A 15070-nucleotide genomic window follows, 5' to 3' on the forward strand; every position below is an offset into this window, starting at 1 on the left:
GCTCAGGAGGAGGCCCGCTCCACCAGCCGGGTCGGGAGCACCAGCTGGCGCCGCTCCAGGCGCCGGGCGGCCGCGGGGCGGCTGTCCGCGATCTCGGCGAGCAGCAGGCCGATCATCGCCCGGCCCATCTCCTCGATCGGCTGCCGCACGCTCGTGAGCGGCGGGTCCATGTGGCGGGCGATCGCCGAGTCGTCGAAGCCGACGAGCGCCACGTCGTCGGGTATGCGGCGGCCCGCCTCGCGCAGCGCCTGCCGGGCGCCCGCCGCCATCACGTCCGAGCCCGCGAAGACCGCGTCCACGTCGGGGCGGGCGGCGAGGAGCTCCCGCATCGCCCGGTGGCCGCCCTCCTCCGTGAAGTCGCCCGGCACGATCAGCCGCTCGTCGACCTCGCGGCCCGCGTCCTCGAGCGCGGCGCGGTAGCCGTCGAGGCGGCGCTGGGCCCCGTACACGTCGAGGCGTCCCGTGATGGTGGCTATGGACGTACGGCCGCGGGCCAGGAGGTGTTCCACCGCCGAGCAGGCCCCGGCGTAGTTGTCGGAGTCGACCGAGGGCAGCGCCTCCTCCGCGGAGCGGCGGCCGCTGATCACCGCGGGGATCTCCAGCTGGGACAGCAGGTCGGGCAGCGGGTCGTCGGCGTGCACCGAGACGAGGAGCACCCCGTCGACCCGGTGGGCCGCCAGGTACTGGGCCAGGCGCTGCCGTCTGCGGTCGTTGCCCGCGAAGATCAGCAGCAGCTGCATCTCGGTCTCACCGAGCTCGGCGCCGACCCCGCGCAGGACGTCGGAGAAGTACGGCTCGGCGAAGAAGCGGGTCTCGGGCTCGGGGACGACGAGGGCGATCGCGTCCGTGCGGTTGGCGGCCAGGGCGCGTGCCGCCGTGTTCGGGACGTAGCCCAGTTCCGCCACGGCGGCCTCGACGGCCGTGCGGGTCGCCTCGCTCACCCGCGGCGAACCGTTGATCACGCGGGACACCGTCCCCCGGCCGACCCCTGCCCGCGCGGCGACCTCTTCCAGAGTGGGCCGTCCGCCACTGCGGCCGCGCGCTGCGTGAGCTGCCATTGTCCGCCTCCCGTCACACTTCCCCCGGCGAGGAATGTAACAGCCCGATCTTCGCCGGGCCGATGAGCCGAAGCGCGGTTGCCCCGTAACGGCCCGATAACCGAAGACATAACTCTCTGTCCGGTCCCTTGACACCCCCGTCGTCAGCCACGAGTCTTCAACTCATCACCTGTGGGAGCGCTCCCACACTACCTTCCACGTACACATCCCGCACGTTCCCCGCCCGAGCCGCAGCGTGAACCAACGGGCCCAGCAATGCAGTTGGCCGGGGGGTCGGCACGTCAGGCAACAGGAGGACGTCATGCGCACCAATTACCGCCGGTCCCGCCGACTCGTGGCTTACGCGGCCGCGACGGCGCTGGCCACGGGGTTGCTGACCGCTTGTTCGAGCGACGACGACAGTGGCTCCGCGGGCGGCGACGGCGAGATCACGCTCAATGTCGGCACGTTCGGTGTGCTGGGCCTGAAGCAGGCGGGCCTCTACGACGAGTACGAGAAGTCGCACCCGAACATCAAGATCAAAGAGAACGTGATCGAGCGGAACGACGCCTACTACCCGAAGCTCCTCACCCAGCTCCAGTCGGGCGCCGGCGTGAACGACGTCGCCGCCGTGGAGGTCAGCAACATCACCGAGGTCGTGCAGACCCAGGGCGCCAAGTTCGAGGACCTGGGCAAGGCCGAGGGCGTCAAGAAGTCGACGTACCTCGACTGGAAGTGGCAGCAGGCCACGACCGAGGACGGCAAGACGATCGGCCTCGGCGTCGACATCGGCCCGACGGCACTCTGCTACCGCAAGGACCTGTTCAAGAAGGCCGGCCTGCCCACCGACCGCGAGGAGCTCGCCAAGGAGTGGGGCGGCGACTGGGACAAGTACGTCGCGCTCGGCGAGAAGTACATGAAGAAGGCCCCCGGAGAGACCAAGTTCGTCGACTCCGCCTCCAGTGTCTACAACGCCGTCTTCGCCGGTGCGAAAGAGCGGTACTACGACAAGGGCGGCAAGGAGATCTACGAGGACAGCCAGGGCCGCAAGGACGCCTGGGACGCGGCGATGAAGGTCGCGCAGGGCGACATGTCCGCCAAGCTCAAGCAGTTCGACCCGACGTGGGACCAGGGCTTCGCCAACGCCAAGTTCGCCACCGTGGCCTGCCCGGCGTGGATGGCCGGCTACATCCAGGAGAAGACGGGGCCCGAGGGCAAGGGCCAGTGGGACATGGCCAAGGCGCCCACGGACGGCAACTGGGGCGGCACGTTCCTCGGCGTGCCGAGCGCGGGCAAGCACAAGAAGGAGGCGACCGAGCTCGCCGTCTGGCTGACACAGCCCGAGCAGCTCGCGAAGGTCTTCGCCAAGCAGGCCAGCTTCCCGTCCACCCCGTCGGTGTACGACACGCTGAAGCCCTCGGCCGCGACCAAGGCGTACTTCAGTGACGCGCCCATCACCGAGATCTTCGCCGGCATCGCGAAGAACACCCCCTCGGCCGTCTACGGCCTGAAGGACGCCCAGATCGGCCAGTCCATCACGGACATCGGTGTGCTCCAGGTGGAGCAGCAGGGCAAGTCTCCGGCGCAGGGCTGGGAAGCCGCGCAGAAGGAGATCAAGGATGTTCTGGGACAGTGACGCGCATGTCCGAGACCGCTGAGTACGCCGAGACCGCGTCCCCCGGCGAGGGGGACGCGGCCCCGGCCGCGTCCGGGAGCCGCAAGGCCTCCCCCACGTCCTCGTGGCGCAGCCGCCTGTACCGCTGGGACATAAAAGCGTCGCCGTACGTCTTCGTGGCGCCCTTCTTCCTCTTCTTCGGTGCCTTCGGCCTCTTCCCGCTGCTCTACACCGGCTGGGCGTCGATGCACCGCCTGTCGCTGACCAACCTCGACGACAGCACCTGGATCGGCCTGGAGAACTACACCAACCTGCTGCAGAGCGACTACTTCTGGAACGCGCTCGGCAACACCTTCACCATCGGTGTCATCTCCACCGTGCCCCAGCTGGCCGTCGCGCTCGGCATCGCGCATCTGCTCAACTACAAGCTGCGCGGCTCCACCCTGTGGCGCGTGGCGATGCTCGCCCCGTACGCCACCTCGGTGGCCAGCGCCTCGCTGGTCTTCACGCTGCTGTTCGCGTGGGACGGCGGCATGGTCAACTGGATGATCGGCTCGGTCGGCTTCGACCCCGTCAACTGGCGCGAGTCGTCGTGGGGTTCGCAGTTCGCGGTGTCGTCGATCGTCATCTGGCGGTGGACCGGCTACAACGCGCTGATCTACCTGGCGGCGATGCAGGCCGTGCCGCACGACCTGTACGAGTCGGCCTCGCTGGACGGCGCGTCGCGCTGGCAGCAGTTCCGGCACGTGACGATCCCGATGCTGCGCCCGACGATCCTGTTCACGGTGGTCGTCTCCACCATCGGCGCGACCCAGCTCTTCGGCGAACCACTGCTGTTCGGCGGCACGGCCGGGTCCAAGGGCGGCGCCGACCACCAGTTCCAGACGCTGGGGCTCTATCTGTACGACCAGGGCTGGATCAACGGCCACCTGGGCCGGGCCTCGGCCGTCGCCTGGCTGATGCTCGTGATCCTCCTGCTCATCGCCGCGGTCAATCTGCTGATCGCCCGACGCCTGAGGAAGGACCGATGAAGTCCCGCACGGTGGACCGGGTGGCCGACCGCCCCGAGGACGCACGGACCGACCGCCCCGCGGGCCCGGGGCCGGGCGGCCGCGGGCGCCGGCTGGGCCCGAAGGCCGGCCGCACGATGCACGCGGGACCCGTGACGTACCTCGTCCTCGCGCTGTTCACGGCCGTCTCGCTGGCGCCGCTGATCTGGACGGCGATCGCGGCGTCGCGGACGAGCGGACGGCTCGCCCAGACACCGCCGCCCCTGTGGTTCGGCGGGAACCTCTTCAAGAACCTCGAACGGGCCTGGACCGAGGCGAGCCTCGGCGACGCGATGCTCAACACCACGATCGTGGCGGGCAGCATCACGATCGGCACCGTGCTGTTCTCCACCATCGCCGGATTCGCCTTCGCCAAGCTGAAGTTCAGGTTCAGCGGCGCGCTGCTCCTGCTGACCATCGGCACGATGATGGTGCCGCCGCAGCTCAGCGTCGTACCGCTCTATCTGTGGATCGCCGACCTGCAGTGGACCAACCAGCTCCAGGCGGTGATCCTGCCGACGTTCGTGAGCGCCTTCGGGGTCTTCTTCATGCGGCAGTACCTGATACAGGCGCTGCCCAGTGAGCTGATCGAGGCGGCGCGGATGGACGGGGCCAGCAGTCTGCGGATCATCTGGCACGTGGTGTTCCCCGCGGCGCGGCCCGCGATGGCCGTCCTCGGGCTGCTCACGTTCGTCATGGCCTGGAACGACTTCCTGTGGCCGATCATCGCGCTCAACCAGTCGAACCCGACCGTCCAGGTGGCACTCAACTCCCTCGGTACGGGTTACATCCCCGACCGGGCGGTGATCATGGCGGGGGCGCTGCTCGGTACGCTGCCGCTGCTTCTGGCGTTCGTGCTGTTCGGCAAGCAGATCGTGAGCGGGATCATGCAGGGCGCGGTCAAGGGCTGAACCTCCGGGAGCCCCCGGGCTCCCGGACCGGTTCCCGGACCTCCCCCTCTCCCCCTCCCCCCTCTCCTCACTCTCTCCTTTCCCCCTCTCTCTTCTCTCCCTTCTCGTACCCTTTCCTCTTTCTCATGGGAGCGCTTCCATGCCTGAGTCCCTTGCCTTCCCGGCCGACTTCCTCTGGGGCACCGCCACCTCCGCGTACCAGATCGAGGGTGCCGTGCGCGAGGACGGCCGCACCCCCTCCATCTGGGACACCTTCAGCCACACCCCGGGCCGGACCGCCGGCGGCGACACCGGCGACGTCGCCGTCGAGCACTACCACCGCTACCGCGACGACGTGGAGCTCATGGCGGGCCTCGGCCTGAACGCCTACCGCTTCTCCGTCTCCTGGTCGCGCGTGCAGCCCACCGGACGCGGGCCCGCCGTCCAGCGCGGCCTGGACTTCTACCGGCGCCTGGTCGACGAGCTGCTCGCCCGGGGCATCCAGCCCGCCCTGACCCTCTACCACTGGGACCTGCCGCAGGAGCTGGAGGACGCGGGCGGCTGGCCGGCGCGCGAGACCGCGTACCGGTTCGCCGAGTACGCGGGCATCGTCGGCGAGGCGCTCGGCGACCGCGTCTCGTCCTGGATCACGCTCAACGAGCCCTGGTGCAGCGCCTTCCTGGGCTACGGCTCCGGCGTGCACGCGCCCGGCCGCACCGACCCGGCCGCCGCCCTGCACACCGCCCACCACCTCAACCTCGCGCACGGCCTGGGCACCCAGGCGCTGCGCGCCGCCCTGCCGGCCCGCGCCCGTATCGCCGTGAGCCTCAACTCGGCGGTGGTCAGGGCGGTTTCCGACGACCCGGCGGACCAGGACGCCAGGCGGCGCATCGACAACCTCGCCAACGGCGTCTTCCACGGCCCGATGCTGCACGGCGCCTACCCGGCGGACCTGTTCGCGGACACCGCCCGGATCACCGACTGGTCCTGCGTGCGCGACGGCGACCTGGCCGCCATCCACCAGCCCCTGGACGCGCTGGGCCTCAACTACTACACGCCCGCGCTGGTCTCGGCCGCGCCGGACGGCACCACGAACGGGCGCGCCGACGGGCACGGGGCGAGCGAGCACTCCCCGTGGCCGGGCTCCGACGACGTCGCCTTCCACCAGACGCCGGGCGAGCGCACCGAGATGGGCTGGACCATCGACCCGTCGGGGCTGCACGAGCTGATCATGCGGTACGCGCGTGAGGTGCCCGGCCTCCCGATGTACATCACGGAGAACGGCGCGGCCTACGACGACAAGCCCGACGCGGACGGCCGCGTCCACGACCCGGAGCGCATCGCCTACCTGCACGGCCACCTGGGCGCCGTGCGCCGCGCCATCGCCGACGGGGCGGACGTCCGCGGCTACTACCTGTGGTCGCTCCTGGACAACTTCGAGTGGTCGTACGGCTATGGCAAGCGGTTCGGGGCGGTCTACGTCGACTACGAGACGCAGGCCCGCACCCCGAAGTCCAGCGCCCACTGGTACGCGACGGTCGCCGGGGCCGGTGAGCTGCCCGCGGAGTCCGTCGTGATCTGATCCGCGCCGCCCGTCGGCACACGGAAGAGGCGCAGGAGCCGAGTGGCGTGCCGCCACTCGGCTCCTTACGTTGCGACTATGCCGAATTCTGCACATTCCGTAACAGCAGCACGTTCTGTGACAGCAGCACGTTCTGTGACAGCAGCACATTGTGTGACAGTCCGGGCCGGGTGACGGTCCGTGGGTGTTCTCCGTGACCATCCCGAACTCGCGCTCTTCGTCTGCCTCGCCCTCGGCCACCTGCTGGGCAAACTGCGCGTCGGCCCCATCACCCTGGGCGGCATCTGCGGCACCCTCATCGTCTCGCTGCTGATCGGCGCCTGGGCGAAGGTCACGGTCTCCGACGACGTCAAGACGGTCTTCTTCGCGCTCTTCATCTTCGCCCTCGGCTATATGGCGGGACCGCAGTTCTTCGCCCACCTCAACCGCGGGAGCCTGCGCTTCTTCGCGCTCTGCGGGATCGAGCTGGTCTGTGTGCTCGGCATCGCGTTCGGCCTCGCCAAGGCCTTCGACCTGGACGTCGGCACGGCCTCCGGAATTCTCGCCGGGGCCGCCACCGAGTCGGCGGTGGTGGGCACGGCCACCGAGTCCATCGGGAAGCTGCACGGCCTCGGTCAGGCGCAGATCACCGAGTATCAGGGACACGTCGCCACCGCGTACACCGTCTGCTATCTCTTCGGCCTGATCACCATCGTGATCTACACCAGCCAGATCATGCCGATGCTCCTGCGCATCGATCTGCGGGACGCCTCGCGCGAGCTGTGGGAGAAGATGCGCGGGGGCGGCGGCGGTCTGGAGTCCGACGAGCGCGAGGCGCTGCCGGGGACGGTCGGCCGCACCCATCTCGTGACGACGGGCGACGGCAGGACCGTCGGTGACCTGCAGAGCGAGCTCGACGGCCGCATCACCGTCGAGGCCGTCAAGCGCGGCAGCAAGCTCCTGCCGGTCGCTCCCGGCCTGCGGCTGACCCTCTCCGACCTGGTCCTGCTGGTCGGCCGGCGTGCCAACGTCATCGAGGCCGGACGCCTCATCGGCCCCGAGACCCCCGGCATCCCCGGCGTCGACACCCCGCTGGCCACCAGTCAGGTCGCCGTCACCGACAAGGCGACGGACGGCCTCACCATCGACCGGCTGCAGCGCACGCACCCCGAGTTCATCAAGGACGGCGTGTACGTCACCGACGTGCTCCGCGGCGACCAGCTGCTGCCTGCCGCAGGCGACACGGAGCTGCACCGCGGCGACGTGCTCACCCTCGTCGGCGCCCGCTCCGGGCTGAACAAGCTGGTCGCGAAGATCGGCGCGGTCGTCAGGAACGACGCCACCGACTTCGTCTATCTGGGGCTCGGCATCGCCGCGGGCTCCCTGCTCGGACAGGTCGTCGTGGAGTTCGGCGACGTCCCGATGTCGCTCGGCACCGGCGGCGGCTGTCTGATCTCCGGGCTGCTGTTCGGCTGGTTCCGCTCCCGCAGGCAGACCTTCGGCGCCTTCCCGCCGCAGGCCGCCTCGACCATCAAGGACATGGGGCTCGCGGTCTTCATCGCCTGCACCGGGCTGGTGTCGGGACCGCAGGCGTGGCCGCTGCTCAAGGAGTACGGGGCGCTGCTGCCCTTCGCCGGGATCGCCATGGTGCTCGTTCCCGCGACGGTCTCCCTGATCGTCGGCAGCAAGATCCTGAAGATCGAGAAGCCGCTCCTCATCGGCGCCATCGCGGGCCAGCAGTGCTCGACCCCGGCGATCACCTCCGTCACCCAGACGGCCCAGAGCTCCGTCCCGATGCTCGGCTACACGATCACGTACGCCCTCTCGAACTTCCTGCTCCCCCTGACCGGGCCGATCCTCGTCGGCGTACTCGGAGCATGAGCCATGACCGCCGCACTCAAGAAGGAAGCAGGCAAGCCGTGCCGAAGACCACGTTCACCCGCGCGGAGATCCAGTCCTTCGCCCGGCTCAGCCCCTTCGAGCTGAAGGACAAGTTCATCGGGATCGCGCAGGCGGCGCAGGCCGACAAGCCCGGTCAGAAGGAGAAGTCGAGCGCGCAGATGCTCAACGCGGGCCGCGGCAACCCCAACTGGGTCGCCACGGGGCCGCGCGAGGCCTTCCACGCCCTCGGCTACTTCGCCCTCGCCGAGTCGCGACGCGTGTGGACGGCCGACAACCTCGGCGGCATGCCGGAGAAGCCCGGCTCCGGCGAACGCTTCGACGCGTTCGTGCGCGGCCACCCCGGCCTGCCGGGCGTGGAGCTGCTGCAAAAGTGCGTGGAGTACGCCGTCGAGCGCTTCGGCTTCGACCGGGACGAGTTCGTCCACGAGCTGACGGACAGCTCGGTCGGCGACAACTACCCGGTTCCCGACCGCATGTTGTCGCACGCCCAGCGGATCGTGCGCGGCTATCTCGCCGACGAGCTGTACGCCGGTGAGCCGCAGGCCGACGGGCTCTCGCTGTTCGCGACCGAGGGCGGCACGGCGGCGATGTGCTACATCTTCGACTCGCTCATGAAGAACGGCGTCCTGGAGAAGGGCGACAGGATCGCCCTGATGGTGCCGGTGTTCACCCCGTACATCGAGATCCCCGAGCTCGACACGTACGAGTTCGACGTCGTACACGTCGAGGCGAGCCTCTTCGCCGAGACCGGGGTGCGCGAGTGGCGCTACCCCGCCGAGGAGGTCGCCAAGCTCGCGGACCCGTCGGTCAAGCTGCTCTGCCTCGTCAATCCGTCCAACCCGCCCTCGCTGGCGCTCAGCCGGCGCGTCACGGACCAGATCAAGGACATCGTCGCGACGGAGAACCCGAACCTGCTGATCGTCACGGACGACGTGTACGGCACGTTCGTGGAGGGCTTCCGCTCGCTCGCGTGCGACCTGCCGCGCAACACCCTGCTCGTGTACTCGTACTCCAAGCACTACGGCTGTACGGGGTGGCGGCTCGGCGTCATCGGCCTGCACGACGACAACGTCGTCGACGAGCTGATCGCGGCCCTGCCCGACGCGGAGAAGCGGCGGCTCGACAGCCGTTACGGGACGCTGTCGCTGGAACCGGGGAAGATCCGCTTCATCGACCGCCTCGTCGCGGACTCGCGCCAGGTCGCCCTGAACCACACGGCGGGGCTCTCGCTCCCCCAGCAGGTGATGATGGTCCTCTTCTCGCTCTTCGACATGCTCGAAGAGGGCCAGGCGTACAAGGCGCGCATCCGCGCGATCGTGCGGCAGCGCCTCGGCCTCCTCCTCGAAGGCGCCCACATGAAGATCGCGGACGATCCGCAGCGGGCCGCCTACTACATCGAGCTGGATCTGCTCGCGGAGGCCGAGCGCGTCCACGGCAAGGAGTTCGCGGACTACCTAGAGCAGAACTACGAACCGGTCGACCCGCTGTTCCGCCTCGCCGAGCAGACGTCCGTGGTGCTGCTCAACGGCGGCGGCTTCGACGGCCCGCAGTGGTCCGTGCGCGTCTCGCTCGCCAACCTCGACGACCTCGACTACCTGAAGATCGGCCACCACCTGCGGAAGATCTTCAACGACTACGCGGAGGAGTGGCGAGCGCCGAACGCCTAGAACTTGGCGAACGCCTAGGAGAACTTGGCGAACGCCTTCGTGAAGGCCAGCGGCTCCTGCTCGATCGACGAGCACGTCGGCTGCGCCGAGCCGGAAGCGCCGCCCTCACAGGCCTTGTCACGGGTCGACGACCACATCGAGAGGTGGCCGATGCCCTTCTCCTCGGCGAACTTCACGAGCTGGGCGGCGTCGTCGACCTTGAAGACCTCGGTCGTGACGTCGTTGACGCCGATCATCGGGGTGACGGCGACGGTCTGCCACGCGGCCTTCTCGGAGAGGCCGAGCGCGGTCTTGATCTGCTGCTGCGTGGCGGTGGCGGCCTGGATCGCATACTCGCCCATGTCGCCGCTGTAGGCGGGCCCGTAGTCCATGGCCATGATGTTCACGGTGTCGATCCGCACGCCGTGCTCCTTGGCGTCGGCGAGCAGCTCGACGCCGGGCTGTGTCAGACCCTCGGGCATCACGGGCAGCGTGAACGACACGTCCAGGCCCGGGTGCTCCTCCTGCAGCCGCGCGATCGCCCGGGCGCGGCGGGTGTTGGCCGCCGTGTCCGGCAGCGCGGCGCCCTCGATGTCGAAGTCGACCTTGGTGAGCTTGTACGCGTCGACGACCTTGCCGTACGCCTTGGCGAGGGCGTCGGCGCTGTCGCACTTCAGGCCCAGCTCGGAGCCTGCCGCGCCGCCGAACGAGACGCGGACGTCGCCGCCCTTGGCGCGCAGGCCCTCGATCTGTGCGGCCACCTTGTCGTCACCGAGCCCGGTGACCCCGCCCCACAGCGGCTCGCAGCCGCCGCCGGAGGTGATGAAGGCGAGGGTGAACTCCTTGACGCCGGTCTTCTCGGCGGTGTCGAGGAGGTCGTGGGCCGGGGCGAGGGAGGTGTCGACGAAGGGCGCGAACTTGGCGGAGGCCGCGGCGTACTTGCTCCCCGCGGTCTTCTCCGCGGTCTTCTCTGTGGTCTTCTCTGCGGGAGCCTTCGTCGCGAGCGCCGTCCCCGAGAAGAGGAAGGCGCCGCCGCCGACGAGTGACGCGGCCACCAGCCCGCCTGTCACCTTGGACCGGGTGCTGACCGTGCGCCGGTGCGTGCTGCTCATCGCGTGCCTGCCTTAGCTGTACGGGGGTGGGGGTGCGGCAGCACGCTAGCCGCGCGGAAAACGACAAAACGCCCGTACGGGACCCCGGCCGGGGATCTTAGGGTGCGCTTAAGGGAGGGATGGGAGCCGGTTAAAGATCTCGCGCCGGGCGGCTCACCGTGACTTTCCGCTGAGCCCACCGTATGAGGCTTGGGCCGCCCCAGTGATCATCAAGCGGGGTGGCGTGCTGCGGCTTCTTCGTGCCGGACGACCCCGATTGACTGACCCGGTTCCACGGCGTGGCCGGCCCGGTCGCCGCGCCGCTCCCCGTCGTACGTCTGAGGAGTAGCGCATGTCGCAGATCACCGGCCCGGCACCCGCGCCAGCACCCGCACCCGCATCCGCATCCGCATCCGGCGCGGCCTTCCCCCGCCTGGGCTGGGTGGACGACCTTGTCCTGCCCGCCCTCCAGGCCGCTGTGGCGGCCCTGCCCGCGACGGAACGCAGGGCAGCGGGCTACCACCGCGGCTGGTGCGAGGCCGACGGCACGCCTCTGGTCGCGGCGAGTGGCCGAGGCAAGACGGTCAGACCGGCACTGGCGCTGCTCTCGGCGGTGGCCGTGGGCGGCTCCCCGCAGAGCGCGCTGCCGGGCGCGGTGGCCGTGGAACTCGTGCACGACTTCACGCTGTTGCACGACGACGTCATGGACGGGGACGCCCTGCGCCGCCACCGCCCGGCCGTCTGGTCGGCGTTCGGCACGGCGTCGGCGGTGCTGACCGGGGACGCCCTGCTCGTCGCGGCGATGCGGGAAGTCGCCCACTCCCCGGCGGAGTTCGCGGCCGTGGCCGTGCAGGAACTGGTCCGCGCCCTCCTCGACCTGGTCGAGGGCCAGAGCCACGACGTGGCCTTCGAGCAGACACCCGAGGTGTCCGTGGCGCGGTACCTGGCCATGGCGGAGGGCAAGACGGGGTCCCTGATGGGGTGCGCCTGCGCCTTGGGCGGAGTGCTCGCGGGGGCCGACAGCGGGCGGGTGCGGGGGCTCCGGGAGTTCGGGCGCCGGCTCGGAGTGGCCTTCCAGTGCGCCGACGACGTCATGGGCATCTGGGGCCGGGCGGCACGCAGCGGGAAGCCGGTCGGCGCCGATCTGGCGGCGCGCAAGAAGTCCCTCCCGGTCGTGGCGGCGCTCGCCGGCTCCTGCTCCGCCGCGGAGCGCCTGCGATCCCTGTACCGGTCGCCGCACCCCCTGGACGCCCAGGAGGTGCAGCTGGCGGGGGAGTTGGTGGAGAAGGCCGGTGGAAGGCAGGCCGCGGAGGAGGAGGCCCGCCGTCAGATGTCGGCCGCCCTGCGGGCCCTGTCGCACGCCCGGCCGACGGCGGACGCGTACCGCCAACTGCAGGAGATCGCCTCGATGATGATCCGGCGCGATTCCTGAACCCCGCCCTTCGGCCCGGTGGTCCGTTGACCGTTCGGTGGACGCGTCACAAAAGGCACCGAACGTACGCCCATGGACTGCGGGTGGACCGCGGCAGCCACACGGTCCTGTCGAACGTCACCTCCACCATCCCCCGCGGCTGCATCGTGGGTCTGCTCGGCCCCAGCGGCTGCGGCAAGACGACGCTGTCACCCAGGCTCGTGCTCGCTGAAGGAAAGAGGTGGGAGCCGCCCCCGGGACGGCTCCCACCCTCTTTCGGCGACGTCGGGCGTCAGTCGCGCGGACCCCACGTGAAGCCACCGGAGAGGTTGTGGTCCGACGGCACCGAGGCGGCGGCCACAGGTAACGGGTACCGGTGATTTCACCTTAACCGCCCGGTCGCTGACGTAAGGCCGGAAAACGCCGCCGCATTACCCGAAGGGATGCGTCGCACCGAACAGGAAACTCCTCCACGCACACAATTGCATCAATTAAAATTCCTGCCCTGGTCGACGAGGTCAACAGGCGCTCACCAGGAGTCGGTCGCCGCCGTGCCGGTCTCGCAGGCCCGCTGCACCTGCTGAGCGGTCCGCTGTCACGACGGGCGTCGTCGAAGGCGAAACCCCAGTACGCCCAGAGAGCCGTCGCAAGGAGCCGCTCGTCGTCGGCCACCGGAGCGAACCGGCCGAAGAAATCCGTACTGTGCGACGCGATGACCCACGCGGACAGAAAAAGTAGCGCCTCCCAACGCAGGAACTAAGGCGTCCGCTTGCGGCGGCGTACCGCGTCCCCCCGGTGACCCCGGCGTCCCTCCGCGGGGCGCCGGGCGTCCAGCTGAATCCAGATGCGGACCTCCGTGCCGCCGAGGACCGACCTGCCGATACGGACGTCGCCGCCCGTCGACTCGGCGAGGCGGCGCACGATGTCGAGGCCGAGGCCCGTGGAGCCGTCCTCGCCCGAGCCCGCGCCCCGGGCCAGCGCGGCCTCGGGGTCGGCGATGCCGGGTCCCGCGTCGGAGACGAGCACGATCACGGCGTCCTCGCCGCTGTGGACGTCCACCGAGAAGGCGGTGCCTTCGCCCGTGTGCCGGAAGACGTTGCCGAGCAACGCGTCGAGTGCGGCGACCAGTTCGGGGCGGGCCACCGGGATGCGGACCGGCCTCTCGACGCCCGCCACCCGCACCTCGCGGCCCTCGTCCTCGGCGAGCGCCGACCAGAACGCCATCCGCTCCCGGATCACCTCCGCGGCGTCACAGCCGGCGCCGGGCCCGACCGCCGCGGTCCGCGGCTTCGCGTCGCGCGCGGTGCGGATGATGGTGTCGACCTCACGCTCCAGCGTCTCGACCGCGGTGCGCGTCTGTTCGGCGGCGGGTCCTTCGCCGAGCGAGGCCGCGTTGAGCCGGAGCACGGTCAGCGGCGTACGCAGACGGTGCGAGAGGTCGGCCGCCAACTCGCGTTCGTTCGCCAGGAGTTGGACGACCTGGTCGGCCATCGAGTTGAACGCCACCGCGGCGAGCCGCAGCTCCGTCGGCCCCTCCTCCGGCACCCGCGCCCCCAGCTTTCCCTCGCCGAGGTCGTGCGCGGCGCCCACCAGGCGCTTGGCGGGCTGGACCATGCGTACGCCGAGCCGGTCCGCGACCGCCACCGAGCCGATGACGAGCGCGATACCGACGCCCGCGAGCACCAGCCACGCCGTGGTCACGCCATTGCTGACCTCGGCCTCGGGAACGTAGATCTCCACGACCGCCGTGCCCGAGCTGAGCGCGGTGGGCTGCAGGACCACGAAGCCGCCGGGCACCCCGGTGGTCCTGGCCCGGCCCTCCTTGCGGGTCGCCTCCACGGCCCGCGCCCCGGCCCTCGGGTCGCCGACCTCGAAGGCCTCGTCGCCGTCGACGGCCGGTACGTACACGGCCATCCGGCCGTCGCCGCCCGCCTCTGACGAGGCGACGGCCCGGGTGAGCTCCTCGCGGTCCGTGGTGATGGAGAGCGTGGGGCCCATGCCCGCGCCGTGCCGTTCCGCGTTCGAGATGGCGCGGTCCCTCGCCATCTCCTTGACGACGAGGCCCAGCGGCACCGCGAAGGCCACCACGACCATCGTCGTGACGGCCAGGCAGACCTTGACGAGGGCCCACCTCACCGCGCGTGCTCCGGCAGGGGCGGTTCCAGCTTCACGCCGACCCCGCGCAGAGTGTGGAGGTAGCGGGGGCGTGCGGCCGTTTCGCCCAGCTTCCGCCGCAGCCACGACAGATGTACGTCGATGGTCTGGTCGTCGCCGTAACTCTGCTGCCAGACCTCGGCGAGCAGTTCCTTGCGCGGCACGACGACGCCGGGCCGCCCGGCGAGAAAGGCGAGCAGGTCGAACTCGCGCCGCGTCAGGTCGAGGCGCGCCCCGTCCAGCTCGGCCTGGCGCCGCAGCGGGTCGATGCAGAGCCCGCCGACCTGGAGCACGCTGCTCGGCGGCACGTCGCCGGCCGGGACACGCGCGCGGCGCAGCACGGCGGCCATGCGCGCCGAGAGGTGCTCGACGGAGAACGGCTTGGTGAGGTAGTCGTCGGCGCCGTCGTTCAGGAGCCGCACGATCTCCGTCTCGTCGTCCCGCGCGGTCGCGATGATCACGGGGACGTCCGTGATGCCGCGGAGCATCTTCAGTGCCTCCGACCCGTCGAGGTCGGGCAGGCCGAGATCCAGGATCACCACGTCGAAGCGGAAATGGGCGACCTCCCGCAGCGCCTCCAGGGCCGTGCCGACGCTGCGCACGGTGTGCGATGCCTCGGTCAGATGCCGGATGAGGGCGGAGCGTACGAACTGGTCATCCTCGACGACGAGCACACTTGCCATGGGCGGCACCGTACGCCATACGGAGGAACGC

11 protein-coding genes are annotated in these 15070 nt (G+C 70.3%); 7 read left to right on the top strand and 4 right to left on the bottom strand.

The window, feature by feature from the left end; genetic code table 11:
- Positions 1–2: 2 nt before the first annotated feature.
- Complete coding sequence (locus AB0N81_RS32105) at positions 3–1058, bottom strand: LacI family DNA-binding transcriptional regulator (RefSeq protein ID WP_365364526.1); 1056 nt, start codon at positions 1056–1058, stop codon at positions 3–5.
- A gap of 301 nt (positions 1059–1359) precedes the next feature.
- Between AB0N81_RS32105 and AB0N81_RS32110 the strand changes: the two genes are divergently transcribed.
- From AB0N81_RS32110 to AB0N81_RS32135, 6 genes are all read left to right on the top strand, one after another.
- Positions 1360–2673 carry an ABC transporter substrate-binding protein gene (locus tag AB0N81_RS32110; RefSeq protein ID WP_365364528.1) on the top strand — a complete coding sequence of 438 codons (1314 nt, stop codon included), beginning with the start codon at positions 1360–1362 and terminating at the stop codon, positions 2671–2673.
- A gap of 5 nt (positions 2674–2678) precedes the next feature.
- On the top strand, positions 2679–3683 hold the full coding sequence (locus AB0N81_RS32115) for a sugar ABC transporter permease (RefSeq protein WP_365364530.1): 1005 nt from the start codon (positions 2679–2681) through the stop codon (positions 3681–3683).
- A gap of 116 nt (positions 3684–3799) precedes the next feature.
- On the top strand, positions 3800–4612 hold the full coding sequence (locus tag AB0N81_RS32120) for a carbohydrate ABC transporter permease (RefSeq protein WP_365364590.1): 813 nt from the start codon (positions 3800–3802) through the stop codon (positions 4610–4612).
- Between the two features lie 139 nt (positions 4613–4751).
- A complete protein-coding gene (locus tag AB0N81_RS32125; protein ID WP_365364532.1) occupies positions 4752–6173 on the top strand; it encodes a GH1 family beta-glucosidase in 1422 nt (473 codons plus the stop codon).
- Positions 6174–6353: 180 nt separating this feature from the next.
- Positions 6354–8033, top strand: coding sequence for an aspartate-alanine antiporter (aspT, locus tag AB0N81_RS32130; protein WP_365364534.1), 1680 nt, complete (start codon positions 6354–6356; stop codon positions 8031–8033).
- A gap of 38 nt (positions 8034–8071) precedes the next feature.
- On the top strand, positions 8072–9721 hold the full coding sequence (locus tag AB0N81_RS32135; protein WP_365364536.1) for a bifunctional aspartate transaminase/aspartate 4-decarboxylase: 1650 nt from the start codon (positions 8072–8074) through the stop codon (positions 9719–9721).
- A gap of 14 nt (positions 9722–9735) precedes the next feature.
- On the opposite strand, the gene AB0N81_RS32140 is transcribed toward AB0N81_RS32135, so the two are convergent.
- Positions 9736–10812 (bottom strand): chitinase, encoded by a 1077-nt coding sequence (locus AB0N81_RS32140; protein WP_365364538.1) that lies wholly within the window; start codon positions 10810–10812, stop codon positions 9736–9738.
- A 331-nt stretch (positions 10813–11143) separates the two neighbouring features.
- Here AB0N81_RS32140 and AB0N81_RS32145 point away from each other — a divergent pair, with 331 nt between their 5' ends.
- Positions 11144–12223, top strand: a complete 1080-nt coding sequence (locus AB0N81_RS32145) for a polyprenyl synthetase family protein (protein WP_365364540.1) — start codon at positions 11144–11146, stop codon at positions 12221–12223.
- Positions 12224–12958: 735 nt separating this feature from the next.
- Here AB0N81_RS32145 and AB0N81_RS32150 read toward each other — a convergent pair.
- Both AB0N81_RS32150 and AB0N81_RS32155 read right to left on the bottom strand, forming a co-directional pair.
- Positions 12959–14338 (bottom strand): HAMP domain-containing sensor histidine kinase, encoded by a 1380-nt coding sequence (locus AB0N81_RS32150; RefSeq protein ID WP_365364542.1) that lies wholly within the window; start codon positions 14336–14338, stop codon positions 12959–12961.
- Complete coding sequence (locus AB0N81_RS32155; RefSeq protein WP_365364544.1) at positions 14335–15039, bottom strand: response regulator transcription factor; 705 nt, start codon at positions 15037–15039, stop codon at positions 14335–14337. The genes AB0N81_RS32150 and AB0N81_RS32155 overlap by 4 nt, the downstream gene beginning before the upstream one ends.
- Between the last annotated feature and the right edge of the window lie 31 nt (positions 15040–15070).

It is taken from the genome of Streptomyces sp. NPDC093510 (genome assembly GCF_040683555.1).
GTDB lineage: Bacteria > Actinomycetota > Actinomycetes > Streptomycetales > Streptomycetaceae > Streptomyces.

Coding starts and splice junctions, on each gene's coding strand:
- AB0N81_RS32125 (WP_365364532.1), top strand. CDS start 4,752: ATGCCTGAGTCCCTTGCCTTCCCGGCCGACTTCCTCTGGGGCACCGCC.
- AB0N81_RS32120 (WP_365364590.1), top strand. CDS start 3,800: ATGCACGCGGGACCCGTGACGTACCTCGTCCTCGCGCTGTTCACGGCC.
- AB0N81_RS32145 (WP_365364540.1), top strand. CDS start 11,144: ATGTCGCAGATCACCGGCCCGGCACCCGCGCCAGCACCCGCACCCGCA.
- AB0N81_RS32110 (WP_365364528.1), top strand. CDS start 1,360: ATGCGCACCAATTACCGCCGGTCCCGCCGACTCGTGGCTTACGCGGCC.
- AB0N81_RS32115 (WP_365364530.1), top strand. CDS start 2,679: ATGTCCGAGACCGCTGAGTACGCCGAGACCGCGTCCCCCGGCGAGGGG.
- AB0N81_RS32105 (WP_365364526.1), bottom strand. CDS start 1,058: ATGGCAGCTCACGCAGCGCGCGGCCGCAGTGGCGGACGGCCCACTCTG.
- AB0N81_RS32155 (WP_365364544.1), bottom strand. CDS start 15,039: ATGGCAAGTGTGCTCGTCGTCGAGGATGACCAGTTCGTACGCTCCGCC.
- AB0N81_RS32140 (WP_365364538.1), bottom strand. CDS start 10,812: ATGAGCAGCACGCACCGGCGCACGGTCAGCACCCGGTCCAAGGTGACA.